Annotated in this window: 41 protein-coding genes and 1 tRNA gene; 13 read left to right on the forward strand and 29 right to left on the reverse strand. The window is 64.1% G+C overall.

All coding sequences use genetic code 11. The annotated features are described in order from the left end of the window. The first annotated feature begins 182 nt into the window (after positions 1 to 182). From ABIC65_RS05205 to ABIC65_RS05215, 3 genes are all read left to right on the forward strand, one after another. The gene (locus ABIC65_RS05205) at positions 183 to 1,181 is read left to right on the forward strand and encodes a N(4)-(beta-N-acetylglucosaminyl)-L-asparaginase (protein WP_354307259.1); all 999 of its coding nucleotides are present in this window, start codon (positions 183 to 185) and stop codon (positions 1,179 to 1,181) included. A 24-nt stretch (positions 1,182 to 1,205) separates the two neighbouring features. Beyond that, a complete protein-coding gene (locus ABIC65_RS05210; protein WP_354307260.1) occupies positions 1,206 to 3,941 on the forward strand; it encodes a TonB-dependent receptor in 2,736 nt (911 codons plus the stop codon). Between the two features lie 188 nt (positions 3,942 to 4,129). Next, positions 4,130 to 4,202 (forward strand) — tRNA-Thr (locus ABIC65_RS05215). A gap of 17 nt (positions 4,203 to 4,219) precedes the next feature. Here the strand turns inward: ABIC65_RS05215 and ABIC65_RS05220 are convergent. From ABIC65_RS05220 to ABIC65_RS05360, 29 genes are all read right to left on the reverse strand, one after another. Beyond that, on the reverse strand, positions 4,220 to 4,414 hold the full coding sequence (locus tag ABIC65_RS05220) for a hypothetical protein (RefSeq protein ID WP_354307261.1): 195 nt from the start codon (positions 4,412 to 4,414) through the stop codon (positions 4,220 to 4,222). Beyond that, the gene (locus tag ABIC65_RS05225; protein WP_354307262.1) at positions 4,411 to 4,770 is read right to left on the reverse strand and encodes a hypothetical protein; all 360 of its coding nucleotides are present in this window, start codon (positions 4,768 to 4,770) and stop codon (positions 4,411 to 4,413) included. Before ABIC65_RS05225 ends, ABIC65_RS05220 begins: the two co-directional genes overlap by 4 nt. Before the next feature lie 59 nt (positions 4,771 to 4,829). Then, entirely contained in the window at positions 4,830 to 5,597 is a 768-nt protein-coding gene (locus tag ABIC65_RS05230) for a tyrosine-type recombinase/integrase (protein ID WP_354307263.1), read from the reverse strand. A gap of 38 nt (positions 5,598 to 5,635) precedes the next feature. Beyond that, on the reverse strand, positions 5,636 to 5,956 hold the full coding sequence (locus ABIC65_RS05235) for a helix-turn-helix domain-containing protein (RefSeq protein WP_354307264.1): 321 nt from the start codon (positions 5,954 to 5,956) through the stop codon (positions 5,636 to 5,638). Next, positions 5,953 to 6,309: a hypothetical protein gene (locus ABIC65_RS05240; RefSeq protein ID WP_354307265.1), complete on the reverse strand. Its 357-nt coding sequence runs from the start codon at positions 6,307 to 6,309 to the stop codon at positions 5,953 to 5,955. The genes ABIC65_RS05235 and ABIC65_RS05240 overlap by 4 nt, the downstream gene beginning before the upstream one ends. Further along, positions 6,299 to 6,604, reverse strand: coding sequence for a hypothetical protein (locus ABIC65_RS05245; protein ID WP_354307266.1), 306 nt, complete (start codon positions 6,602 to 6,604; stop codon positions 6,299 to 6,301). Before ABIC65_RS05245 ends, ABIC65_RS05240 begins: the two co-directional genes overlap by 11 nt. Further along, a complete protein-coding gene (locus ABIC65_RS05250) occupies positions 6,597 to 7,016 on the reverse strand; it encodes a hypothetical protein (RefSeq protein WP_354307267.1) in 420 nt (139 codons plus the stop codon). Before ABIC65_RS05250 ends, ABIC65_RS05245 begins: the two co-directional genes overlap by 8 nt. Positions 7,017 to 7,394: 378 nt before the next feature. Further along, positions 7,395 to 7,667 (reverse strand): hypothetical protein, encoded by a 273-nt coding sequence (locus ABIC65_RS05255; RefSeq protein ID WP_354307268.1) that lies wholly within the window; start codon positions 7,665 to 7,667, stop codon positions 7,395 to 7,397. Continuing rightward, positions 7,664 to 7,885: a hypothetical protein gene (locus tag ABIC65_RS05260; protein WP_354307269.1), complete on the reverse strand. Its 222-nt coding sequence runs from the start codon at positions 7,883 to 7,885 to the stop codon at positions 7,664 to 7,666. The genes ABIC65_RS05255 and ABIC65_RS05260 overlap by 4 nt, the downstream gene beginning before the upstream one ends. After that, the gene (locus ABIC65_RS05265) at positions 7,882 to 8,214 is read right to left on the reverse strand and encodes a hypothetical protein (protein WP_354307270.1); all 333 of its coding nucleotides are present in this window, start codon (positions 8,212 to 8,214) and stop codon (positions 7,882 to 7,884) included. Before ABIC65_RS05265 ends, ABIC65_RS05260 begins: the two co-directional genes overlap by 4 nt. Next, entirely contained in the window at positions 8,207 to 8,473 is a 267-nt protein-coding gene (locus ABIC65_RS05270) for a hypothetical protein (RefSeq protein ID WP_354307271.1), read from the reverse strand. The genes ABIC65_RS05265 and ABIC65_RS05270 overlap by 8 nt, the downstream gene beginning before the upstream one ends. Next, entirely contained in the window at positions 8,466 to 8,678 is a 213-nt protein-coding gene (locus tag ABIC65_RS05275) for a hypothetical protein (RefSeq protein WP_354307272.1), read from the reverse strand. Before ABIC65_RS05275 ends, ABIC65_RS05270 begins: the two co-directional genes overlap by 8 nt. 357 nt (positions 8,679 to 9,035) lie before the next feature. After that, a complete protein-coding gene (locus ABIC65_RS05280; RefSeq protein ID WP_354307273.1) occupies positions 9,036 to 9,935 on the reverse strand; it encodes a hypothetical protein in 900 nt (299 codons plus the stop codon). Continuing rightward, positions 9,928 to 10,128, reverse strand: coding sequence for a hypothetical protein (locus ABIC65_RS05285; protein WP_354307274.1), 201 nt, complete (start codon positions 10,126 to 10,128; stop codon positions 9,928 to 9,930). Before ABIC65_RS05285 ends, ABIC65_RS05280 begins: the two co-directional genes overlap by 8 nt. Continuing rightward, the gene (locus ABIC65_RS05290) at positions 10,125 to 10,253 is read right to left on the reverse strand and encodes a hypothetical protein (protein ID WP_354307275.1); all 129 of its coding nucleotides are present in this window, start codon (positions 10,251 to 10,253) and stop codon (positions 10,125 to 10,127) included. The genes ABIC65_RS05285 and ABIC65_RS05290 overlap by 4 nt, the downstream gene beginning before the upstream one ends. 84 nt (positions 10,254 to 10,337) lie before the next feature. After that, a complete protein-coding gene (locus ABIC65_RS05295; RefSeq protein ID WP_354307276.1) occupies positions 10,338 to 11,099 on the reverse strand; it encodes a prohibitin family protein in 762 nt (253 codons plus the stop codon). Between the two features lie 5 nt (positions 11,100 to 11,104). After that, entirely contained in the window at positions 11,105 to 11,332 is a 228-nt protein-coding gene (locus ABIC65_RS05300; protein ID WP_354307277.1) for a hypothetical protein, read from the reverse strand. A 1-nt stretch (position 11,333) separates the two neighbouring features. Then, positions 11,334 to 11,636 carry a hypothetical protein gene (locus ABIC65_RS05305; protein ID WP_354307278.1) on the reverse strand — a complete coding sequence of 101 codons (303 nt, stop codon included), beginning with the start codon at positions 11,634 to 11,636 and terminating at the stop codon, positions 11,334 to 11,336. Further along, positions 11,636 to 12,523 carry a recombinase RecT gene (locus tag ABIC65_RS05310; RefSeq protein ID WP_354307279.1) on the reverse strand — a complete coding sequence of 296 codons (888 nt, stop codon included), beginning with the start codon at positions 12,521 to 12,523 and terminating at the stop codon, positions 11,636 to 11,638. The genes ABIC65_RS05305 and ABIC65_RS05310 overlap by 1 nt, the downstream gene beginning before the upstream one ends. Before the next feature lie 15 nt (positions 12,524 to 12,538). Next, positions 12,539 to 12,811, reverse strand: a complete 273-nt coding sequence (locus ABIC65_RS05315) for a hypothetical protein (RefSeq protein WP_354307280.1) — start codon at positions 12,809 to 12,811, stop codon at positions 12,539 to 12,541. Continuing rightward, positions 12,811 to 13,743 carry a YqaJ viral recombinase family protein gene (locus tag ABIC65_RS05320; RefSeq protein ID WP_354307281.1) on the reverse strand — a complete coding sequence of 311 codons (933 nt, stop codon included), beginning with the start codon at positions 13,741 to 13,743 and terminating at the stop codon, positions 12,811 to 12,813. Before ABIC65_RS05320 ends, ABIC65_RS05315 begins: the two co-directional genes overlap by 1 nt. Beyond that, a complete protein-coding gene (locus tag ABIC65_RS05325; protein ID WP_354307282.1) occupies positions 13,740 to 13,967 on the reverse strand; it encodes a hypothetical protein in 228 nt (75 codons plus the stop codon). The genes ABIC65_RS05320 and ABIC65_RS05325 overlap by 4 nt, the downstream gene beginning before the upstream one ends. Beyond that, on the reverse strand, positions 13,964 to 14,188 hold the full coding sequence (locus ABIC65_RS05330) for a hypothetical protein (RefSeq protein WP_354307283.1): 225 nt from the start codon (positions 14,186 to 14,188) through the stop codon (positions 13,964 to 13,966). The genes ABIC65_RS05325 and ABIC65_RS05330 overlap by 4 nt, the downstream gene beginning before the upstream one ends. Then, positions 14,185 to 14,310 carry a hypothetical protein gene (locus ABIC65_RS05335; protein ID WP_354307284.1) on the reverse strand — a complete coding sequence of 42 codons (126 nt, stop codon included), beginning with the start codon at positions 14,308 to 14,310 and terminating at the stop codon, positions 14,185 to 14,187. Before ABIC65_RS05335 ends, ABIC65_RS05330 begins: the two co-directional genes overlap by 4 nt. After that, positions 14,307 to 14,456, reverse strand: coding sequence for a hypothetical protein (locus tag ABIC65_RS05340; protein ID WP_354307285.1), 150 nt, complete (start codon positions 14,454 to 14,456; stop codon positions 14,307 to 14,309). Before ABIC65_RS05340 ends, ABIC65_RS05335 begins: the two co-directional genes overlap by 4 nt. A 26-nt stretch (positions 14,457 to 14,482) precedes the next feature. Further along, positions 14,483 to 14,662 (reverse strand): hypothetical protein, encoded by a 180-nt coding sequence (locus ABIC65_RS05345; protein WP_354307286.1) that lies wholly within the window; start codon positions 14,660 to 14,662, stop codon positions 14,483 to 14,485. Continuing rightward, a complete protein-coding gene (locus ABIC65_RS05350; protein WP_354307287.1) occupies positions 14,659 to 14,847 on the reverse strand; it encodes a hypothetical protein in 189 nt (62 codons plus the stop codon). Before ABIC65_RS05350 ends, ABIC65_RS05345 begins: the two co-directional genes overlap by 4 nt. A 59-nt stretch (positions 14,848 to 14,906) precedes the next feature. Next, positions 14,907 to 15,218, reverse strand: a complete 312-nt coding sequence (locus ABIC65_RS05355; RefSeq protein WP_354307288.1) for a hypothetical protein — start codon at positions 15,216 to 15,218, stop codon at positions 14,907 to 14,909. A 297-nt stretch (positions 15,219 to 15,515) separates the two neighbouring features. After that, complete coding sequence (locus tag ABIC65_RS05360; RefSeq protein ID WP_354307289.1) at positions 15,516 to 16,220, reverse strand: helix-turn-helix domain-containing protein; 705 nt, start codon at positions 16,218 to 16,220, stop codon at positions 15,516 to 15,518. A 347-nt stretch (positions 16,221 to 16,567) separates the two neighbouring features. On the opposite strand from ABIC65_RS05360, the gene ABIC65_RS05365 reads away from it, so the two are divergent. Genes ABIC65_RS05365 through ABIC65_RS05410 form a run of 10 tightly spaced genes read left to right on the forward strand, consistent with a single transcriptional unit; the run spans position 16,568 to position 21,834 of the window. Further along, entirely contained in the window at positions 16,568 to 16,735 is a 168-nt protein-coding gene (locus ABIC65_RS05365) for a hypothetical protein (protein WP_354307290.1), read from the forward strand. After that, positions 16,735 to 17,199, forward strand: coding sequence for a hypothetical protein (locus ABIC65_RS05370; RefSeq protein WP_354307291.1), 465 nt, complete (start codon positions 16,735 to 16,737; stop codon positions 17,197 to 17,199). The genes ABIC65_RS05365 and ABIC65_RS05370 overlap by 1 nt, the downstream gene beginning before the upstream one ends. Continuing rightward, on the forward strand, positions 17,196 to 17,897 hold the full coding sequence (locus ABIC65_RS05375) for a hypothetical protein (RefSeq protein WP_354307292.1): 702 nt from the start codon (positions 17,196 to 17,198) through the stop codon (positions 17,895 to 17,897). The genes ABIC65_RS05370 and ABIC65_RS05375 overlap by 4 nt, the downstream gene beginning before the upstream one ends. Next, positions 17,894 to 18,187 carry a hypothetical protein gene (locus ABIC65_RS05380; protein ID WP_354307293.1) on the forward strand — a complete coding sequence of 98 codons (294 nt, stop codon included), beginning with the start codon at positions 17,894 to 17,896 and terminating at the stop codon, positions 18,185 to 18,187. The genes ABIC65_RS05375 and ABIC65_RS05380 overlap by 4 nt, the downstream gene beginning before the upstream one ends. After that, a complete protein-coding gene (locus tag ABIC65_RS05385) occupies positions 18,184 to 18,456 on the forward strand; it encodes a hypothetical protein (protein ID WP_354307294.1) in 273 nt (90 codons plus the stop codon). Before ABIC65_RS05380 ends, ABIC65_RS05385 begins: the two co-directional genes overlap by 4 nt. Continuing rightward, positions 18,453 to 18,593 carry a hypothetical protein gene (locus ABIC65_RS05390; RefSeq protein ID WP_354307295.1) on the forward strand — a complete coding sequence of 47 codons (141 nt, stop codon included), beginning with the start codon at positions 18,453 to 18,455 and terminating at the stop codon, positions 18,591 to 18,593. The genes ABIC65_RS05385 and ABIC65_RS05390 overlap by 4 nt, the downstream gene beginning before the upstream one ends. Beyond that, the gene (locus tag ABIC65_RS05395) at positions 18,590 to 18,949 is read left to right on the forward strand and encodes a hypothetical protein (RefSeq protein WP_354307296.1); all 360 of its coding nucleotides are present in this window, start codon (positions 18,590 to 18,592) and stop codon (positions 18,947 to 18,949) included. The genes ABIC65_RS05390 and ABIC65_RS05395 overlap by 4 nt, the downstream gene beginning before the upstream one ends. Continuing rightward, the gene (locus ABIC65_RS05400) at positions 18,946 to 20,325 is read left to right on the forward strand and encodes a DEAD/DEAH box helicase (protein ID WP_354307297.1); all 1,380 of its coding nucleotides are present in this window, start codon (positions 18,946 to 18,948) and stop codon (positions 20,323 to 20,325) included. The genes ABIC65_RS05395 and ABIC65_RS05400 overlap by 4 nt, the downstream gene beginning before the upstream one ends. Next, the gene (locus ABIC65_RS05405; protein WP_354307298.1) at positions 20,322 to 20,651 is read left to right on the forward strand and encodes a hypothetical protein; all 330 of its coding nucleotides are present in this window, start codon (positions 20,322 to 20,324) and stop codon (positions 20,649 to 20,651) included. Before ABIC65_RS05400 ends, ABIC65_RS05405 begins: the two co-directional genes overlap by 4 nt. Next, a complete protein-coding gene (locus tag ABIC65_RS05410) occupies positions 20,641 to 21,834 on the forward strand; it encodes a virulence-associated E family protein (protein WP_354307299.1) in 1,194 nt (397 codons plus the stop codon). Before ABIC65_RS05405 ends, ABIC65_RS05410 begins: the two co-directional genes overlap by 11 nt. Positions 21,835 to 21,913: the final 79 nt, after the last annotated feature.

Below are 21,913 nucleotides of genomic sequence, written 5' to 3' on the forward strand. Positions count from 1 at the left end.
CAACAACCCGTCCGAAAAACGTAACAGATGAGACCATCTGCTGCCATATATAAAACCAGTTTCTTTATTTGGTATTGTATACCGATGGGACCTATGACAGCATCCCTGCCAAGCGGTGACAGCAATGTGACGCCGCGGGCAACGAGGAGAGCGGCGCAGCGGCGCCGCGTGGGGATGCGACGATGGGACTGGATCGACGCGAGGCTTTGAAATTGGGGTTGGCCGGTGCAGCCGTGCTGCCCGCAAGCTCGGCAATGGCGCAGGCTACGGCACCGCGCGCGCTGATTGTCTCAACCTGGGACTTTGGCGCGGCCGCGAATGCCGCCGCCTATGCCCAGTGGAAGAAGACCGGCTCGCTGCTCGACGCGGTCGAGGCCGGCGGCTGGGTGCCCGAGGCAGACGCCGAGAACCACTCGGTGGGCCTGGGCGGCTATCCCGATCGCGATGGCCATGTGACGCTCGACGCGATCATCATGGACGATCGCGGCAATGTCGGCGCGGTCGCTGCACTCGAAGACATTCTCCACCCGGTCTCGGTGGCGCGCCGCGTCATGGAGAAGACCCCGCACACCTTCCTGGTGGGCGAAGGCGCGCGCCAGTTCGCGCTCGAACAGGGCTTCCCCAAGACGCGCCTGCTCACACCCGAGGCCGAGGCGGCGTGGCGCGAATGGCTTAAGACTGCCAAGTACAAGCCTGTAGCCAATATAGAAAATCAGCGCGGCTCGGCTCTCGATCACGACACGATTGGTATTGTCGCCTGTGATGCCAATGGCCGCCTTGCCGGCGCCTGCACCACTTCGGGCATGGCCTTCAAGCTGCGCGGCCGCGTCGGGGATTCGCCCCAGGCCGGGTGCGGCCTGATGGTGGAGCCCGATGTGGGTGCCGCGACGTCCACGGGCGTGGGCGAGGAAGTAACGCGGATCGCCGGTTCGGCGCGCGTCGTCTCGTCGATGCGCGCAGGCATGGATCCGATGGCCGCCTGCCGCGAGGCCGTGCTGCACATCGCCAAGTTGCGCGGCGACGCCGTGAAGGACGCGCAGGTCGCGTTCCTCGCGATCGACCGCCACGGCCGGGTCGGCGCCTATGCGCTCCAGCCGGGCTTTACCTATGCGGTTACCGATCTCGCGGGCAAGACCACGGTCCTGCCGGCACAAAACCTTCGTGGCGCGAGCCACGGCTGACACTCTGGGGAGTAAGGGAAGACTATGACGTTCAAGGTTCCTCTGCTGAATTCGGTGGCGATCGCCGCGATCGCCATCACCGGCCTGTATGCCGCGCCCGCTCTGGCGCAGGCGAGCGACGACCAGTCGGAAATCGTCGTCACCGGCATTCGCAAGAGCATCGCGGACTCGATCGAGACCAAGCGCAAGGCGAACTCGATCGTCGACGTGCTGAGCGCCGAGGACGTCGGCAAGCTGCCCGATACCAACGTCGCGGAGTCGCTGTCGCGCCTTCCCGGCATCACCGTCGATCACCAGTTCGGTGAAGGCGAGCAGCTCTCGATCGCCGGCGTCGAGCCCGCGCTCAACCGCCTGACCATCGACGGCCACTCGATCGCATCGGCCGACTGGGGCGGCAACCCCTCGGACCGTTCGAGCCGCACCTTCAACTATTCGCTGCTCTCGCCTTCGATCATCAGCCAGGCCGTCGTCTACAAGACGCCGGAAGCCCGCCTGCAGGAAGGCGCGATCGGCGCCAGCGTCGACGTCGTCACCCGCAAGCCGCTCGACCTGAAGCCCAACACGATCGCGCTGACCGGCGGCTACGAATATAACGGGCGCGTCGAAAAGGGCAGCGTTCGCGGTTCCGGGCTGTACAGCTGGCACAACGATGCCGGCACCTTCGGCATCCTGCTCGGCGCCAATTATGACAAGCAGCAGCTCGCCCGGGCCGGCGTCGCCACCTATTGGTATCGCACCGGTGCCGACCTGCTCGGCAACGCCCCTGCGACCGCAACCGTCAACGGCACCGCGATCAGCGCACTGAGCGCTGCCGACAAGGCCGCCTTCGGCACCGCGCGCTACGCCTCGATGCTCGCCCGCGAATATTTCCGTCAGCAGCGCGAGCGCATCGGCTTCAACGGCGCCGTCCAGGTGAAGCCGGCCGACAACCTCACCTTCACCGGCACGGCGATGGTGATCCGCGGCAACTACGACAACGTGTCGAACTCGATCTATACCTTCGGCTATGACGGTTCGGGCCTGACGTCCGCCACCTTCACCCCGGGCAAGGACGGCAATCCGGGCATCGTCACCTCGGCCTCGTTCGCCGGGATCACCAACGGCAAGGGCGCGACCGGCGAGCTGGACGCGAATTATCGCCGCACGCGCGTGAAGAACGACACCTATTCGGTGCTGATGGACTGGAAGCCCGGCGGCTGGGACGTGACCGGCAACGCCGGCTATACCAAGGCCAGCGGCGGCAAGAACCCCGAATATCTGCTCGACTTCCGCACCCAGCAAGGCTTCACCGCGGGCGCGAACGGCCAGAGCACCAATGTGAACTGGCAGAGCCCCGCGAACGACGCCAGCAAGTGGCTGAGCAACTACACCGCGCTCGGCGGCGAGACGATCACCCGCCCGGACGGCACCACCTTCGTCGGCCGCCAGATCGGCGGCGTTCCCACGCAGTCGGGCTTCACCGTCGACAAGGAGTGGTTCGGGGAGCTGAACGTCAAGCGCGACGTGAACTGGGGCCCGATCACCACCATCCTGTTCGGTGGTCGCTATGCCGACCACACCAACAGCAACACGACCTACAGCAACGCGGTCTATACCAACCAGAACTACACGCTGGCGGACCTGAACCCAACGCTGCGCGACCCGAGCCTGTATGACGGCCTCGGCGCCAGCGGCAATGGCCTGCCCTTCTACGGGCTCGACCAGGCTTCGATCATTTCGACGCTGAACAAGTACGGCACCTACACCGTGGATCGCGGCCTCTCGCAGAGCGACTATTGGCTGGTGAAGGAGCGGATCGGCGCCGGCTACGTCCAGGCGAACTTCGAGGTCGGCAAGTTCCGCGGTAACATCGGCGGCCGCTTCGTCCACACCGAAGACCAGTCGAACTATTATGTCTCCGGCCAGAACGCGGCGAAGCAGACCGTCTACACGCTGACCCGCTCGAACACGGACGACAACCGCTTCCTTCCCGCCGCCAACCTGATCTACCAGGCGGGCGAGAACGTCGTGCTGCGCGGCTCGGTCGCGAAGGTGATCGCGCGCGTTCGCTACAGCGATCTCGCCGGCTCGCTCTCGCTCGACGACAGCACCTCGACCGGCACCGGCGGCAATCCGGACCTGAAGCCCTATGCGGCGACCAATTTCGGTTTCTCGACCGAATGGTACTTCGCGCCGGGCAGCTATATCTCGGGTGAGCTCTTCTACCGCGACATCTCCAACTATGTCGGCAACGAAGTGGACGACGGCCCCGACGGCCAGGGCGTGCTGATCACCAACACCGCCACGGGCCAGACCCGCCGCTACTCGATCACCCGCCCGGTCAATGGCGGGAAGGCATCGGTGACCGGCTTCTCGATCTCGGGCAACGCCAACCTGATCTGGGGCTTCGGCATCCAGGCGAACTACACCTTCGCCGACGCCGACACCCAGTCTAAGAACGGCCTGCCCTATCTGTCGCGCGACACCATCACCCTCTCGCCCTATTTCGAGAAGGGCCCGTTCCAGGCGCGCGTCAGCTACAATCGCCGGTCCAAGTATTTCTACCGCTTCGGCCGCCAGCAGTCCTCGGACTACACCGCTGCCTATCGCGAGCTCGACGCGCAGATTTCGTACAATCTGAACAAGGCGATCTCGCTCACGGCATCGGCCTCGAACCTGCTGGACGAGACCTACTACCAGTACAGCTCGACGCCGGACGCGCCGACCTCGATCTACAAGAACGGCCGCGTGTTCTCGCTCAGCGCCACGCTGCGGATGTAATGTGCAGATACGGTGCCGGCCTGGCCGGCGCCGTATCCTGGACCTTCCGAGTTCCTGCGCCCGCCCGGCCCCGCCGGACGGGCGCATCTTTTCAGGCTTTCCCTAGCGCGGCCCCGCCCCCTTCCCGCTTGACCCGCTGCGGCAAACCGCGCAGATGCGGGCGCAGCCTCGCTTCGTAGCAAGCCAGGGCCGGTTTAGCTCAGCTGGTAGAGCAGCGGTTTTGTAAACCGAAGGTCGGGGGTTCGAGACCCTCAACCGGCACGCCAATTTCCGCCATTTTAGCGGACCTCCACAACATGGCTCTTGGGTTCAACTGAACCTGAGGCCGTGTTTTCTGCCCTTTCCATGCGCTTCCTCGCGCGTTCGGAAATGGCCCTGTAATCAGCGTTCATGGCGGCCACCTCAGCGCGCGCCTTTTCGATTTTAGCGATCGTGCGGGCCTCGCTTTTGGTCAGGTAATCGCGCCAGCTCATGCCGGTTCCCGATCACCAAGCGGGTGCACTTTCCCGGAACCATGGCAGCTGTCGCAGTGGGAGTTCACAGCCCACGCGCCAGCGCTGTACTCCAGCCGTCCACGCCCGCCACAAGGCTTGCAGGTAATAAGCTCGCGCTCCCACTTTAGCTTACGCTCAAGCGTCCGATTGCGCTCGATCATCGGATTTTCCGGCGTGTAGAAGGCCGTACCCTCGTTCTCCACCGCTCCCGCGATCGCACCCCCTATGTTGGCGCGCTGCTCCGCAGTCATCTGAGAAAGCAGATGGTCTAGCCCTTCATCGCTCATCGCGACCTCAAAACATTCCTGATAATAATCATCGCGGCTGTACGACATTGTGCGCCTCCTGAACGTACGCACTATATGCGCCTATTGTGTCCGCATGTCAAGCGGACTCACCACGTCAAAGCAGCGGCTGCCCCAGCGAGGTAGTCCGGGCTAAATTTGGCGTACACTCTCTCGGTCACGCGGCTGTCGGAATGCCCGAGGAAGCGGGCGATCTGCGCCATTGGGATGCCGGCCTCCGCCATCCACACGGCAGCGCTGTGGCGGAGCATGTGAGGGGTGACAGCTATCCCTGCCCGCTTGGCAGCCGCCGCGAAGCCCTTCTTGATCGACCCGACGCGCTCCCGGCCATGCTCAATCACGTAATCGGAGAGCGCCCCGGTCTTGGCATCCTTGAGCGCCGCGCGAAGCTGGTCGTTCATCGGGACGGTGGCCCGGTACTTACTGGTCTGGATGCGATCGTAGGGATTGAGGGTGATCAGCCCGCGCTCGAAGTCTACCCGATCCCATGTGAGATCCAGGAGCGCGTTGGTTCGCGCGCCCGTGCCAACCGCAAGCTGCATGAACAGCTTGATATGCACGGCCTCGGCATGGTCTAGCAGCCGGCGGAATTGCTCTTTGGTGAGGTGCCCGACCTGGTACGGCGGGATCTTCGGCATCTGGATGAACGGCGCCCGCTCGATCAGCTTCTGCTTCTCTGCCCAGTTCAGGGCGGCGCGGATCACGGCCAGCTCGTTGCGGACGGTGATGGCCTTGCAGTGCGCCCGGCGCTCTCGGTAGGCCTCTGCGGCCTTCACATCAACGCGGGAGATAGGGAGGTTGTCCCAATAGTCTGCGGCGGCTTTCCAGGCCACTTCGGCGCGGTGGTGCGACGCCATCTCGGTCTTGGCCGATAGGTACGCCCGCACTGCCTCGCCTACTGTGTGCGCTGCTCCGCCGGTTGTCCGCTTTTGCCAGAATGCACGAGCTGCGGCCTCGGCTGACGCTCGATCAGTCGTTCCAAGCGAATGTCGGTGGCGTCGTCCCTCCTCGTACCAGACGATTGCGAGCATTCCCCGGTATCGTTGCAAGCTGTAGTCTGGCACTCGAATCGCTCCACCTCATCCCCTCGGATGCGGAGCAACTTGCCTCCCAGCTTGAACGCGCGCAATTCGCCGCCGCGGATTAGGGCATACACCGTATCCGGGTGGCAGCCCCAGTGGCTGGCGAGCGACGCCACGCTGTAAACGGCGCTCATACTCCCTCCTTTCTGAGAAGGGAGAGGATGGCGTCGGCCATTGCGTACCACCGTGCCAAAAATCCGGGCCCGGACAGCGGCATTGATGCGCTATCGCCCCACCACTTATCGCGCCATTCGTCCGGGATGCGGGCTTCGTTTGCTTCCTTTTCCCCTTGCTGGATGTCGGCCCAAAACAGCGCCCTCACTATCTCCTCTCTCCCTGGTGTGGTGGAGAGGGCTTCGATGGCTTCGTCGCACATGGCAGCACGGGCCTCGCAGCTTTCGGCAAGGGCCCCGATACCGGTGCTTCTCGCCAGCAAACGGTTTGCTTCTGCCTCAGTGCGTAACCGCTCTACCAGATCATTCTTCATTAGGAGTGTCCTGCTGAACCTGCTTCTTCTGGATTGAAAAGCGCAGGGTTGTGATGTCGAAGCCGCGCGCCTCAAGCTCCTCGACAAGCGAAGGCTCTTGCTCCACACCTCCGCCGAACGTGGGCTTTAGAGGCTTGTCCTCAAGCGCCGACATAAGCAGGCGGCTTGCAGATCGCATATCGGTGCCATTACCCCATGCGTAGACGATGCTTGGATCTGCCCAGCGATCCGTGCGGCCGAACGCGACCTTAACCTCACCCGGCTTAGCGGTGAGCGTCCTGTATCGTTTACCCACGTTCACCACCTCCAGTAATGAGGGAGAGGATAGACCGCTGGATCTTGAGCGCGGTCCCGTAGCTGATGCCACTGTTCGGCTCGCGTACCGCCGCCGCATACTGGTCGCAGATCTCCGCCGCCTCCCGTATTGCTTCTTCACGGGCGGAGGTGGCAGGTTCCTCGGAAAGCGCATCACCCCAACTGCTCAGGAATGCACCATCCTGCCAGATCACCCCGATACCGCCGCACTCACGGCAGCCGCTGCCAGGCTGGCATTTGAACCGCGCATCGTATGGATAGTCCTTGGCCGAGACGCACCCGTCGCAGGATTCCTGACAGCCGGAGCATGGCGTCCAGCAGCCGCCGTCCTCCTCCATGACTTTGGCAATGCGCGCAGCCTCCCGCGCCCGCTGGTTCGTATCGTCGTTCATCGACGTACCCTTTCCTCTGGATCTAAGCCAAACCGCGTGCAGAGCTGCCATGCGTAGGTGCTGCCGAGACCGAAGCAGTCCATTACGGCGACCCAGCGTGCGGTATATCCGCGGCTGCGGTGCGCGCGGGCGTTTGTTACAGCTTGGCGCAATAGATCGCCGTCCGGGATGCTAGAAACGTGTTCCCGCCTCGTATCGTCGTTCATGACTGCTTATCCGGAATGCGGCGGCGGAACCGAAAGACGCGGAGTGGCGTGAACAGCTCAATCCGAGCGCCATATCCTCCGGCGCCAACCCCAAATAAGACTGCCGTAGTGCCGATGTGGATTGCGAGGCGGCAGTTGGCGGCCTGCATGTACCACACGTCTCGTTCGATGTTCATGACTGCACCTCGCGCCACGCTTCCGGCTGTTCGCTCATGACGCCGTCGGCATTGCTCTCCCAGCAGCAGCCGGCCGACCAGCATTTCGGGAAGCGGTCGGTCGTGGCCTGCCACTGGTCGCAAGGAACCTCGCCCTCGGTCATGCTGACGTTGCGCATCCGCTGCGCGCGGATAGCCCGGCTGCCGATCTTGACCTCGACCTCGCGGCCATAGGGCACAGTGTCGAGCGGCTGCCACTCCCGAGCCCGCTGGTTCGTATCGTCGTTCATGACTGCCGCCTCCATTCTGCGCAGGCTTGGTGATAGGCTGCACGGTTCGGATAATCCGAGCGCACTGGCCAATTGGGTCCAGTAATCGGAGCTTTCCGGACCGTGCTGGAGCCTGCGGCTTCCTGGATCTTTGCCGTGACGAAAGCATCCTCCAGCGCGCGATGTCTGGCGATAGCATTGGCCAGCGCCTTGTCCTGTTCACTGTATTTGCTGGTCATGACAGCTCGCTCCGGAATGCCTCTAGAGCGTCGCGGGCAATCTTCTGGACAAAGCCCAAGTCGTTTGCGATCGAGTAAGCTACGCCAGAAAGCCTGTTGCCCCTCGCTTCTGCCTCACGCTGGAGCAGGGCGAGTGGTGCAACGACGTTCTCCAGCGCCTCCACCAGCGGCTTTACTGCTTCTGTGCGGTGGCGGGCAAATTCTTGGACGAGCGGGTCGTTGTCCTGTTCACCGCGCTTAACCTCGGCGACCCTTTCAAACTCCGCTATGGTATTCAACGGCATCCGCCGCGCCGCCGCATCACGATCAGCCTGTGTAACCTCAGCCATTGCTTTGCTCCCTAAAAGCAGCGAGAGCAGCTTCAGCACGTTCCGCCCGGCGCTTAAATTCCATGACAAGCGCATAGTCTGCGCTGGCACCAAGAGCGCGCATTCGAAGCATTTCGAGTTTCAACGCGCGCGTTTCGTCATCTGCTTTAGTAGATTCGTCGCGCGTTTTATCGCGCTCGCTTACCGCCGTTTCGAGAAGGTCCTCAAGCGTTGCAATCACGATAAGGGCGGCCTCAAGAGTGGAAGGCGGCTTAATCATTGCTTTGCTCCTGATGGGTGGAGAGGGCGCCCTCGATCGCGGAAAGCCATTGCCGTAGCTGCCAGTCGGGCACTTCAGCCGCGAGCCAGCCCGATGTTTTGGTCTGGCTGTATCCTTTGGGCTGCTTGAGCTCTAAGTTGTGTGCTAGGGCGTGGCGGATGCTTGACGCCGCGCGCTCTAGGCTCATGGGTTCATGCTCGCTCACAAGAAATACTCCCAGATGAAGCCGAGCCGACGCCACCACCCCGACCGCTGCCGGTAGGCGTCCCACTCAGCTATTTCCGATTGGTTATCCGCAATCATGCGGAGGGCGGTGGGGGTCATTGGTCGGAGCCTGGACCGGTGGAGAGGGTGGCGCGGATCGCCGGAAGGTCGACAGCCGGGCACCAATCTGGTGTGCTCCAACTCGTATCGCCGATGCTGCGATTTTCGCGCTCTAAGCCGGGATGATCGCAGTACACGTCATGCCCGCTATCTCCTTGAACGCGATAGCTTTCGGACCGACAAAAAACACAGTCAGAGCAGCGGGCTGTTAGTGTAATGCGTGGACCAGTCTTGCGGCTCACTTCATCTCTCCTTTCGTCACGATAGCCGCGATGCGCTCCACGATCTCGGCAGGGATATCGGGATGCTCTGCCTTGGCGATGTCGAGAGGGGTGGGGTCGGGGAGGCACATGCGAGCCAGCGCTTTGCAGAGCGTGGCAACTTCCTCGGCAGTGGAGAACACCCCGCCAGCTTCCGCCGCCCAGTGCCGGGCCATTCCCTCGATGCCCTTGGCTAAATCCTCCGGGCTTTCTTCAATCGTCTCGGCATAGCCGGAGGTGTGGATCTCCTCTGCCGGTTCGGGAAGGCTGGTGGTGGGCGCGTCCTCGTGGGGGCTGTATAGGGCGACGTTCACACGACCCAGCCAGTAAGCGCGGGTTTCATCCGACCAAGCAGCAAGGGTGCCGTGGTATGCAACCTGTGCCAAAGCACGGGCGGCTTCTTCGAGCCGAGATGCCTTCGCCTCCATCGAGCCGGGAAGGCTGGTGGTGGGGCGGCGCTGGTAGCCTATGGTTTCGGCACTATCGAGCGGCTCCTCGCGCTCCCACATATAGACCTCATCTGGGTGGAAAGCGCGTAATTGGCCGTCGCCTCGTAAGGTTGCAGCGCCATCCCAATCCGCAGGCGCTTCATCCCCACCATACCAGGGCCACATGACGGGCTCGTCCGGATGCGCTTCGTTCCAAGCGATGCACTGGTACACGATGTCAGAGGCGTCGAGACGGATGGCGGTTTCTTCGGATCCGATGTCCTCACCGCAGAACGTTATGTGGCCGCAGTTATTGGGGTCTCCGTACCAAAAATTATCGCCGTCCTTTAGGAACATTACACGAGCATCATCCCGCAGCCAGCTCGGACGATCGCCGTCCCAAAGCTTGTTTTCCCGTGTGATGATGTGGCCGGGGGTGAAGTCAGTCATTGGGGGTCAACTCCGAAAGAGGGACCATCTTTAGGCCAGGCAAGCGCACGAGCTTGATCGGGCCATCGGCAAAGGCCGGAAGCATACCGACGAGCATGTCCAAGCCGGTCCGAGGAAGCAGCACGCCGCAATAGTCGCCGTCGTCCACCTTCACGACGATCTGGACGATGCTGAGTTTGACCTTCTCGCTCACGCCGCCTTCCTCTCGCTCTGCTCGACCACACGAAACGACGACTCCCGGAGCCGGCGCTGACGGATCGCCTCGACGCAGCGGGCTTCATGCTCGACGTTGCGGATGCGGATGATGTTCGCGGTCATGCTGCTATCCTTTCGCGTGGTCGGAACAAGGGGCCGCTTGTTAGGCTCGACACCCCTCTCCCGGTGGAACTCAGTGCGCGGTGTTCACTTCCCCTGGACGAACGGCATGGGAGCGGAGCCGTACATGTTCTGCGGCATCTCGCCGTTCCACTTCTCGATTGCCCGAAGCTGGACAATCGCCGGGTTCGAGCTGATCGCGACGGCCTGGACCTTGATCGCCTCAGCTTCCGAGTTCGCCGTGATGACGCGCTGCTTGGCCTGCTCTTCGACTTCGACCGTGTGGTTCTTGGCGGCGATTGCCTTCTGCGTCGCTACCTGCGCCGCTTCGACCGCGCCCTCGAACGCGTCCGAATAGTCGATGTTGGTCAGCGAGAAGTCGTTCACGATGATACCGCGCTGGGCGAATTTCTGCCGCAGCTGGTCGAGCATGATCGTCTGCATGTCGCCGCGACGAGCGACGGCATCAGGGGCATTGAACTGGCCGAACACATTCTTGACGACGGCAGCGACCACCGGCGGGATGAGCTTGTCACGCCATTCCAAGCCGACCGTGCGGCGCATATTGACGGCGCGCTGCGGATCCAGCGAGGTGGTGATGGTGAAGGTTACGGTCGCGGTCTGGAGATCCTTGGTGTAGATCGACGTGTTCGCCTTCCAAGGCTGCTCTTGAACGTCCATCTCCTCGAGCGAGGTCGTCAGCGGGTTATACCACTGAAGTCCCCCGCCCTGCAGGACCTGGTCGCCGATCTTGCCGTAGTTGTTCCACAAGCCGACCTTGCCGGCGTCGACGCTCCCGCATGCCGCAAGCGGCGCAGCGAGGATGACAAGTGCTGCAAATTTCTTCATATTGTTCATGCCTTGCGATTGCGGGCGCCACCACGGCCCCGCTTCTTGGTGGCGCGCTGAACTGCACGTTCCAGGTCGTTCAGCGCGTCCTCCGCCTCGGTCTTCACCCGGCGGTATTCGTTGTGATCGGTCGAGCCTTCGCGCCGGGCCAGATAGTAGAGCTTCACCAGCCCCCATCCGATCAGCCACAGCATCGCGAGAAGCAGGATCGCTTCGATGAAATAACCGCGCATCTCAGTGGGCCCGCTTGCTCTGCGCCGCGGCCTTGCGAGCGGCATTCGCGGCGGCGAGACGCGCGAGATTAGCGCGGTACTGCTCGGCATCGGGGCGCAGGGCGTCGCGTTCGGCGAGCACTTCGTTGAGGGCCTCGCCGAGAATATCGGCCTTGCGCCGCGACTGCTGTAGTTCAGCGGTCAGGCGATCAGCCGCATATTCCGCAGCACGGACATCGCTCCGAAGCTCCTTGATCTCCTCGGCCTGCCGCTCGGCAATTTCGCGGGCTTCGTCGCGCTCGCGCTTCGTCTTCGTGAAGAACATCAGTTGTCTCCCTGCATACGGTTGAGCATGTCATCGGGATTTGTCCCGTCCTGCTGGTCGCCATGCTGCTCGTCGGTGCGGCCCTCGCCAGCGGTCGGGTTTTCATCCGACAGGGTGCCGTCATTGGCGTCGACGATCTGCGCCTCGATCGCATCCAGGCGCGACACGGGCGCGACCGGCGTGGCGTCGATCACCGGCCGCTCTTCTACGGCCAGCGTCTCGTCCCGCGCGAACACGTCGTCCAGGTCGGTCGACATCGGCAGGCGCTTTGACAGTCGGCGCATCACGGTCTTGCGAGCCATCTCGCCCCACCACTGCACCCACGGGCCAGAGCCCTTGGCGCGGCTGACATTGCGGACCTTCTCGATCTCGCTCTTGCGCATCACCTCGAGCAGTCGCGAGCCATCCTTGAGAACGGCCACCGCATAGGCGGCGACTGCCTCGCCCGGATCCTGATCCAACGGTGCGGGCTCATGCTCGACGCTCTCGTCGAAGCCCAGCGTCCATTTGAACCGATCGTTCTCGTAGACGATCTGCGCCGAGACATAGCAGACATCGCCGGACTGGCGGATCTTCTTCAGCACGCCAGCGATCATGGGCATGGCCTGGGCCTGCTGGCCGAACATCACGATTGCGGCCTCGCGGCCATCGGGGAGCAAGCCATCCTGGGCCAGGCGGACGATCGCGCCGAACAGGCTGCGGCGCTCGGCATTCTGCAGCTGCGGGTTGTTCTGGATCGCCGTCATCGCCACCCGGGTGAACTTCTCGACGCTGACGTGAGCCGGCAGCGCGGCCTTCAGCTCGGGCGCCATGTTCTGGAGGTTCTGGCGGATGACCGCCACGGGATTTGCGCGCTGCTCCTCGCGGTGCGCGATCTGGGTCGCCATTATTGCTTCTCCTGCTCAAACATTGAAATCGCCGACGACCGCAGCGCGGAACGTCTCGTATCGGTCGCGCTCGTGCTCTAGGCGGGCGCGGCGCTCGGTCTCAGGCTCCGCGCCGAGATGGACTAGCTCGGCGTCTATCGCTGCCCGATATGCCTCCAGCCGCTCGCCGCTCATGGGGAAGGAATTCCAATAGAGCCCGCGCAGCTTCCATATGCGCCAGTTGCGATTGCGGGCCGCAGTCTGCTTTGCGCTTGGGGCTTTGAACTTGCGGAGAGGATTGCGCGCCATCAGACCTTGGCCTTCACATAGAACCGGCGGTGCGGCTTCCGCCCGGGCAGCACCTGCCCCACCATGTCCGCGGTGATGACGCGATCGGGCGAACCCGCCTGCAGCGGCACCCGGCACGAATAGCCTTCGACAATCGCCGCACTGTGCTCGCCTAGCTTCTCCAAGATCTCAGCCTTGGCGGCATCGACGCGGGCCATGGCGGCGCGCTCGGCATCCTTGGCGTCGAGATATTCCTGCAGCAGCTCTGGCATGCGGTTGTCGGTCCGCAGGTCAGCCAGCGTGTTTTTGGGGTCGCTATACAGCTCCGCCAGCGCGCCACCGTCGCGGGTGTAGTCTGGCTTCGGCGCGGTGCCGGCTTCGACACTCGCCCAGAACTCGGCGACGCGGCGCTCGATCTCGGCGAACACCTTGCCGCGAAATTCCATCTGGAACCGCTTCGGCTCGTTGCCTCCTACCAACGTGATGATGTCGCACCACTGCACACCGCACAGGCCGGCATAGGTCTGCGCCTGCAACTGATAGTTGAGCGGCGGTTCGTCTCCCCACTGCTTGGCAATCAGCCAGTCAGCGGTCTTGATCTCCAGCACGCCGACGCCGCGCTCGGGGCAGCGGACCAGCTGGTCTGGGTGGCCGCCGAGGCCCTTGCCGTTGGTGACGTGCTTCGGGGTCTCGACGCGCTCATAGCCCCAGAGCTTGCACGCGATGTCGATCACCGCTTGCTCAAGCATCACACCGCAGAAGATCCGCATGTCAGCCGGCTTGCCGTCGGCACCGATCGCGTTGAACTCGGGCGCGGCGATGTTGCCAGCCTTGCGCTGCCAGAGCTCGAAGCGGGTCAGCCACGGACTGGCGTCGAACAGGGCGGCGACTTCACCGGCGCCGACTACAGACGCGCGAAAGGCTGCGTCGGAGAGGTTCGCGGGCGCGTTCATACGACCATATCCTTCCGCCGCATCACCGTGACGACCTTGCCCTCGCGCAGGACCAGCTTGTAGCCGGTGCCGAGCCGCACGCAGTGGCACCCGAAGCGCACCGCGGTAGCGATGGCCGGCGTGTGGGCCTGAATTGCCTCGATCGCGTCGGCCAGGCTGGCGTTGCGGTCTACCCGCTCGCACCAGCGCTCGGCGGCGTGGAGGGTGACGTAGGCGGGGGTCATGCCTGCCCCCGCAACACGGCCAGCGCCGCGGCCTGGTACGCATCGGGATCGCACTCGCACCGCATTACATCCAGCGTGCACAGCGGGCACGGCGGATACAGCGACGTGTTCAGTTTGACCGCGTTCTGCGTCACCATCTCGGGCCGGTCGATCGGCGCCTGGGCGTCGCGGATATACGGGAGGAAGCGGTCGGCTGCGTCCCAGAGGTTGGCGGCACTCATGCGGTCTTCCTTCCAATCCAGAGGTCAGCACCCAGCGCCGCGCCAAGCAGCAGCGCGATGGGCCAGAACGGGGTGACGGCGGCGCCGATGGCCAGGCCGAGGGTGAGGCGGCGGGCGGTCACAGGCGGTCGCGCCAGATAGAGCGGCAGACCATCAGGCCGTTCAGCAGGATGGTGATCGCAGCAACACAGCCGAGAGCACCGTGATGCCGATCGGCCCAGTCCGCTGCCACGCTGATGAATGCGAGGGCGGTGCTGAAGATCAGCATGGCACCGACGAAATGGTCTGCGCGGGTCACAGCGCGGGCCGCCAGTGCGTAGGGCGATAGTAGACGTACATCCGTTCGTCGGGCGTGAACCACAGCGAGCCCATGCGCTTCAGCTTGCCCTCATTGCGCAGCCCATTGGCGTCGTCGATTTTGGTCTCGACGACGATGGCCTCCGGCGCGGTGCTGATCGGCTGCCACTTGCTCACAGCGCACCGCCTTCCTGGCCGGTCGCCTTGGCGCGCTCGGCAAGCATGGCGTCGGCGAGAGTGTAAGCCTGCCGCGCGATGGCTTCAGCAGGAGTGCCTGCGTCACCGCGGTCCAAGTCGCCTTTTGCGGAGATGGCGGTCAGCTGGTTGATAGCCTGCCCCGCGAAGTAATCGCGCAGGTCCATGCCATTGTGGCCCAGGTGGCGGTGATCGCGCGGGAAAGCCGGAGGATTGTTAGCGCAGGTCATGCCGCACGCTTCCGCGCACGCAGCACCGCCAGCCCGATCACATCATCGAGCTTCGCCACCCGCTTGGCGCCGGCGATGTCGCCCTGGAAATCCAGCACGTAGCGGAACGCCGCGTCCGACATGCGGGACAGCTCGTCCACGCGATCGTCGTTGCGGTCGTAGACCATCACGAAGTCGGGGGCGCTGACATCCCAGCACTGCGACAGCGGCGCCAGCTGGCGAACCATGCGCGGCGGGTTGGAAGTGATGTCCGCCAGCAGCGCTACGGCGCGCGGTTCGGTGGGCCAGTTGGGGTTGGTGTACTGCACTGCGTCAGCTCCAAGCGGCGGGGTGCCGCGTTGGAGGTATATAAACACGCTGTTTATGTGATGTCAACAGCGCCGTTTATATTTTGCCGCCGGTTCCTCCCGGCTACGTAGAAACACTTATCATCCCACAAGGCGCTATGCCGAGCGCTCTGCCTGTGCTGATCTATTGCGCATCCGTTATGGATGTACCGTATAAAAACAGTAGTTTCCTACACCGGGTCGCATCCAATATGATACGAATCACGATTTGTTCCGGGTAGGCCCCAATGGTGAAGCTGAACGCCTTTCAGGCGATGATTACCTGTCTTGCTCTGGCGGCTGATGTTGCAGCCAGGCGGCGTGCGCTGAAAACCTTGCGAGGGCTTCCAGAGACTCGTCCTCTGGAATCGCTCGATACAGCTGTTGAGCTGCAAGAAAAGCACTGGCGAGCGTGTTCGCTCGGGCCGGATCGATGCCCTCTATCTCAAGAAGATGGAGCAGGATGTCGCGCGATCCATCACCCTCGGGGCTGGTCGCGGCCTGTAACCCCAGCAAATCCTGAACTGAAATACCTAGCGCCTTAGCCATGCCGACCAACGTCGGCAGATCAGGCACGCGGTTCTTGTTCAGGTAGTTGGCAAGGCGCTGAGCCCCGCTGTCCTCGGGCCACCCCATGCCCTTGATCGCAAAAGCGCGAGCGCTGCGGTAGCCGGCCGCCTTAATGAGGGCGGCAAGGCGCGGGCCGAAGTTCGGGTCATGGTTGGCGTTCGTTCCCACGAGGGCCGTTTGCATCACCGCCGCGCTTGCAGGAATAAACGATTGGCGCTTGCTATATAAACGCGGCGTTGATACATTGGCGTCATGGGCAAGCAACTGCACCGCGACGACGCACTTATCCGGGCGATCACCCCCAAGATCGTCCGAGCCGCGTTCAATCTTTCCTACCAGTCCCTTCGGAACTGGCGGCTTCGCGGCATCCCGGAGACTGTCCGGCCAGAGTTCGCAAACCTGGCCCTGCGTCATGGCGCAGTTGTTCCCAGCGACTTCTTGAAGCCGCGCGACCAGCGGGCAGAGAATGCAGTCGATATCGAGCGTGCGGCCGCATGAGGCGCCTCCCCGCCCCCCTGCGCCCAGATCGCACACCCGTCCCCGCCGGTGTCCCCATGGCGTCCCGCACCGGCCACCTGGAGCCCCGTCGCGTATCGGCTCCAATTTCTACCCGCCCCGGTCATTCGACAGCGGACAACGCCAGCCGCTGCGAAGCCGATCCTGCGCACCTTGCCGGGTGCGTCAACGCCGTCGGGACAGCGGGTCATTGTGAAGCGGCCAAGGTTCGGAATGGCGCACCCACAACTCGAGAGGATTTCTGAATGGACGTGCTCCAAATCCTGGGCGCGGTCGCGCTCACCTGCGTCGTCGTCTCCGGCATCGCAAAAGGCATCTTCGCTCTGCACGAGGCGGTGCTCGGCTACGCGGAGGCCCGGCCCACGGACTGCGACAGCGATTGGCAATTCGGTATTCATACGGAGGGCTTGTAATGGCATCGTTTGCCAAAGTCTGTCCCGTCACGCCGCTGACCAAGGACAAGTTTCAGCAGAAACTCTCCGTTGCATGGTCGCGGCTCTGGCACAAGCACGGCAACAAGGTCCGCATCGCCGAGACGATGGGCCTGACCGACACCGCGCCGCTCGACCGCGGCCTGACCGGGGCGAACCTTCCCGGTGCGCATGTGATCTTCAACTCGCTGCTGGTCGACCCCACCGCGCTCGACGAGATCCTTGCGCACTACGGCGTCCGCGCCGTGCCGCTCGCTGCCAGCCCGGCCAATGACCTGGCCACCGCTACCGGCGTGATGGATGCCATGGTCGCGCTGGTCCGCGCGCTGGAGGACAACCACCGCGATCACCAGGAGACGCTCGACGTCGCCGACCGGATCCAGCCACACCTCGCCGCGCTTGCTGCGATCGTGAATGAGGCTGCTGTTCTGCGGGGTGCGGCATGAGCAGTCGCAAGCCCCGCCCCGCGCCGGAAGACTTCGTCGAGATGGCGAAGACGATGACGCACAAGCAGCTCGTCAAGCACTATGGATCGAGCAGCGGCACTGTCTCGCGCTGGCGGCTTGAGACCGGCGCGAAGAAGCATGCCGGTCGCGAAATGCGCGCCATCCCCGACGACTTCCGCGCCAATGCCAAGACGATGACGTGGAAGGATCTCCGCGACCATTACCACGCGTCCAACGAGGTCCTGCAGCGCTGGCGCATCCTGTCTGGCGTTCGGCTTGAGAAGGCTGCACGTCCGCTGACACCGCCGCCGGCCGGGTTCCGCCAGGCTGCAACCGTGATGCTGCGCACCCAGCTGGCGACGCACTATCATGTCAGCAAGGGCATGATCGACCGCTGGCTGCGCGAGACCGGTCTGCAGGCGCTTGGCCGCGTCCAGGCGGAAGCGCGCGTCGTTCATGCGATCGGCGCGCCAAAGCTGGCCGCCGTCCCGAACAACCGCGACATGTCCCTCGCGGGCCGCGCCGCCGACTTCCTGCAGAAGCGCGCCGCGATCTTCCGCTGCGATGCCAATGGCCGGTTTCAGCTCGGCGGCACGCATTGGAAGTGGCGCGGCAAGGCCCACACCGCTGCGGAGATCATCGCCGAGGCATGTGAGCGCGGGTTCGAGCCCGATGCCTGGAAGGAGATCGCGGCATGACGCGGGTCTGCATCACCTGCGGCTGCCGTCTCGATGGCCGCAACACCAGCGGTTATTGCAAGGCGCACCGCTGCATCGCGCACCTCCCGGCGCCTGCCGAGTTCGCGCGTATCGCCGATGGCATGACCGCGCCTGCTGCAGCCCGGATCATCGGCTGCGACGTCAACACCGTGCGCAACTGGGCCGAGATCCATGGCTTCAGCCTGGCTCGCGGGTTCGGTGGCCGGCCTGCGACCCGGAAGCCGCAGCATGTTATCCGCAACCTGGCAGCGGTGGAGGTGGCGGCGTGACCCCTGACATTGCCGAAGTCATCGGCTGGTGCGCCATGGCGTTTTATGCCGGCGTCCTCTCCTGCAACGCCATGCACAAGCGCCGGCACCGCGAGGACCTGCCGCAGTGGAAGGCGATCGTCGGCGACGCGCTGATCAATCAGATGCGCCGTGTCCAGCTGAACCACAAACTGGCTGGCGACGATGTCTGCATCACCTGCCAGCAGACCTACGACGGTACGTTCGGCCGCATGGTCGTCACCGTCGAGCGGGCGGAGGTGGACGCATGACGCGCACCCTCAACCAGATCGAGCGCGCGCTCGTCCTGCAGTCGATCGTCACCGCGCCCAGCCTGGAAATTCGCGCACGTCGCCTCGCTGCGGCGTGCTCCTACGGCATCACCGAAGCCGAGGTATCGCCGCTGTGAACGCGCCCGCCCGCATCGTGCCCGATGGCTTCATCGTGCCATTCCCGGCTGACCTCCAGGTCGCCGAGGAGTGGACCGAGGCCGAGTGCGCGCACCGGGCGGCGATCACCATCCACCTGCCGAACGAGGATGAGTGGAGCATGCGCTGCCGCGTCGCGATAGCGATGATGCGCGACCGCGCGACCGCCGGCCTGCGCCGCTGCTCGGACGCCGCTTACCCGCTGCTGTCCTATGTGGCGCGCGAGGCCACCACCGCGGTTTATGCGCCTGTTCCTCCTCGGCAGCTCGTACTCCTCCGCGCCGGCCTTACCCAGGCCCTGGAAGCGGCACGCATCATGGAGCGCGCCTCCCGATGATCATCCTTCGCGATTATCAGCAGAACCTCATTGAAGGCATCCGCGAGCGGTTCCGCACGATGGACCGCACCGTCCTGGTCCAGCTGGCCACCGGCGGCGGCAAGACTGTCACCAGCGCCTACATGGTCAAGACCTCGGCTGCGCGCGGCAAGCGTTGCTGGTGGGTGGTGCATCGCCGCGAGATCATCCTGCAGGCCAGCAAGACCTTCTGGGGCATGGAAATTCCGCACAGCCTCGTGATGGGCGGTGGCATCGCGGATCCCGATGCCATGGTTCAGGTCGGCAGCGTCCAGACGCTCGCCCGCCGGCTGGATAAACTGCCCGCACCCGACCTGATCATCTTCGACGAATGCCACCACATGGGCGCGTCGCAGTACCAGGCGATCTACGAGGCGCACCCGACCGCCCGCGTTGTCGGCCTGTCCGCAACCCCGTGGAGGCTCGACGGTCGCGGCCTGGGCACATGGTTCGACAGCATGGTCCAGGGCCCCAGCGTCGCCGATCTGATGGAGCAGGGCGCGCTCTGCGATTACAGGCTCTACGCCCCTTCCTCCGCCGACGTGTCGGGCATCGCGATGTCGGGCGGAGACTTCAAGCGCGACGACCTCGCCAAGGTGATGGACAAGCCGTCCATCGTCGGCGACGCGGTGGCGCACTATCAGAAGCTCGCCCCGGGCAAGCGCGCGATCGCCTTCGCGGTGTCCGTCGAGCACAGCCGCCACGTTGCGGCGCAGTTCCAGGCAGCCGGCATTCCTGCGGCGCATGTCGATGGCAGCATGGACAGCGGCAGCCGAGACGCGATCGTCGCCGATTTCGCTGCCGGCGCGATCCAGGTGCTGACGAATGCAGACCTGTTCGGCGAAGGGTTCGACGTGCCCGCGGTGGAGGCAGTGATCCTGCTGCGCCCGACGCAGTCGCTGTCTCTGCACCTGCAGCAGATCGGCCGCGCGCTCCGCCCAGCGGAGGGTAAGCCGCATGCGATCATCCTCGACCACGCCGGCAACGCGATGCGCCACGGTCTGCCCGACGACGAGCGTGAATGGACGCTCGACGATCGCCCGAAGAAGAAGCGCGGCGCAAAGGCCGAGGTGCCGGTCCGCCAGTGCCCCACCTGCTTTCGTGTGCATGCGCCAGCTCCCGAGTGCCCGGGCTGCGGGTACAATTACCCGACGCAGTCGCGCGAAATCGAGCAGGTCGACGGCGAGCTCCAGGTCGTCGACCTCGACGCGATCCGCGCCCGCAAGCGCGACGAGCTCAAGTCCGCCCGCACGCTGGAGCAGCTGGTCGAGCTCGGACGGCAGCGGAAGTACAAATATCCGGTCGCCTGGGCTGGGCACATCATGAAGCAGCGGCAGCAGTGGAGGGCGCAGCGGTGACCCACGCCGATCTCGTCAACAAGCTGCTGCTGGCCGTCTCGCCGCTTGGGCTCGCATGGAGCAACAACACCGGAGCGCTCAAGGTCGATGGGCGGATGATCCGCTACGGCCTCGTGGGGTCCAGCGACATTCTACTCGCTGTTCGCCCCACCGGCCGACTGTTCTGCATCGAGGCCAAGCTGGGTCGCGACGCATGGCGCAAGCATCAACAAGCATTCGCGCTCGCCGCCGAGGCTGCCGGCGCCGTCTACATCCTCGCCCGCTCCACCGATGGCACCGGTGACGACGCAGTGGCCCTGACATTGGAGACTATCCGTGGCTGCTGAGGCTATTCCTCTGAACGCCTGGCGTGGCAGGCTGCAGATTGGCGCGAAGGGCGAGCGCAAGACGCTCTACAACCTGATGCTGTACCTGCAGAACATCCCGGGCCTCGGCGAGACGATCCGCTATAACGAGCTCGCAGGAGTCGTCGAATGGCGCGGCGAGCCGCTGCGGGACGCCGACTATGTCGACATCCAGATCCTGGTCGAGAAGGCCGGTTTCCAGCCGTCCAAGACCGACATCCCGGCCGCGGTCGCGCGCCTTGCGTTCGACCACGCCTACCACCCGGTGCGGCAGTATCTGAACAATCTGAAGTGGGACGGCGTCAACCGGCTGGATCGGTTCCTGCCCATCCTGTTCGGCGCGCCCGACACGCCCTACGAGCGCGCTGTCGGCGCTCGCTGGATGATCGGCGCCGTCGCGCGTGTCTTCCAGCCTGGCTGCAAGATGGACACGATGCTGGTGCTCGAGGGTCCGCAGGGACTGAAGAAGTCGACCGCCCTGCGCACGCTGTTCGGCGCCCCCTACTTCACCGAGATGGTCAACGAGCTCCGCGACCACAAGAAGTTCGTCGAACAGATCGCCGGCAAGTGGGTCGTCGAGTTTGCCGAGCTCTCCGCGCTGCGCAAGGCTGATGTCGAGCTCGTTAAGGCCATCATCACCATGCAGGTCGACAAGACCCGCCCCAGCTATGGCCGCCACACCGTCGAATATCCGCGGCAGTGCGTGCTCGCCGCCTCCGTCAACCGCAAGGCCGGGCAAGGTTACCTGACCGACAGCACCGGCAACCGTCGTTTCTGGCCTGTCGCCTGCACCGCGATCGACCTGCCCAAGATCGAACGCAAGCGGGAGCAGCTGTGGGCTGAGGCGCTCCAGCGCTACCGCGACGGCGAGCAATGGTGGCTGACCGAGGACGAGAACCAGCTGGCCGTGCGCGAGCAGGACGACCGCATGCAGGGCGACGCCTGGGAGGACACCATTGCCGCGGCGATCGTGCCGCACTTCACCTACACGTCGTCGCAGATCCTACTCGAGATCATCAAGATGCCGATCGAGCGGCACGACCAACGCGCGAAGGACCGGGTTGCCGCGATCATGGGTGAGCTCGGATGGACGCAGACGATCGGCAAGGAGCGTCTACAGGACGGCACCCGCAAGAGCATTCGCCTGTGGAGAATGGCCAAGTGACCATGACCACGCCCCCCGCCCTGAAGCGTAGAAATTTGTGGACATCCGAAGACACTTTCGGTCCGAATCGGACCTATGT

It is taken from the genome of Sphingomonas trueperi (assembly GCF_040545665.1).
GTDB classification, from domain to species: Bacteria; Pseudomonadota; Alphaproteobacteria; order Sphingomonadales; family Sphingomonadaceae; genus Sphingomonas; species Sphingomonas trueperi_B.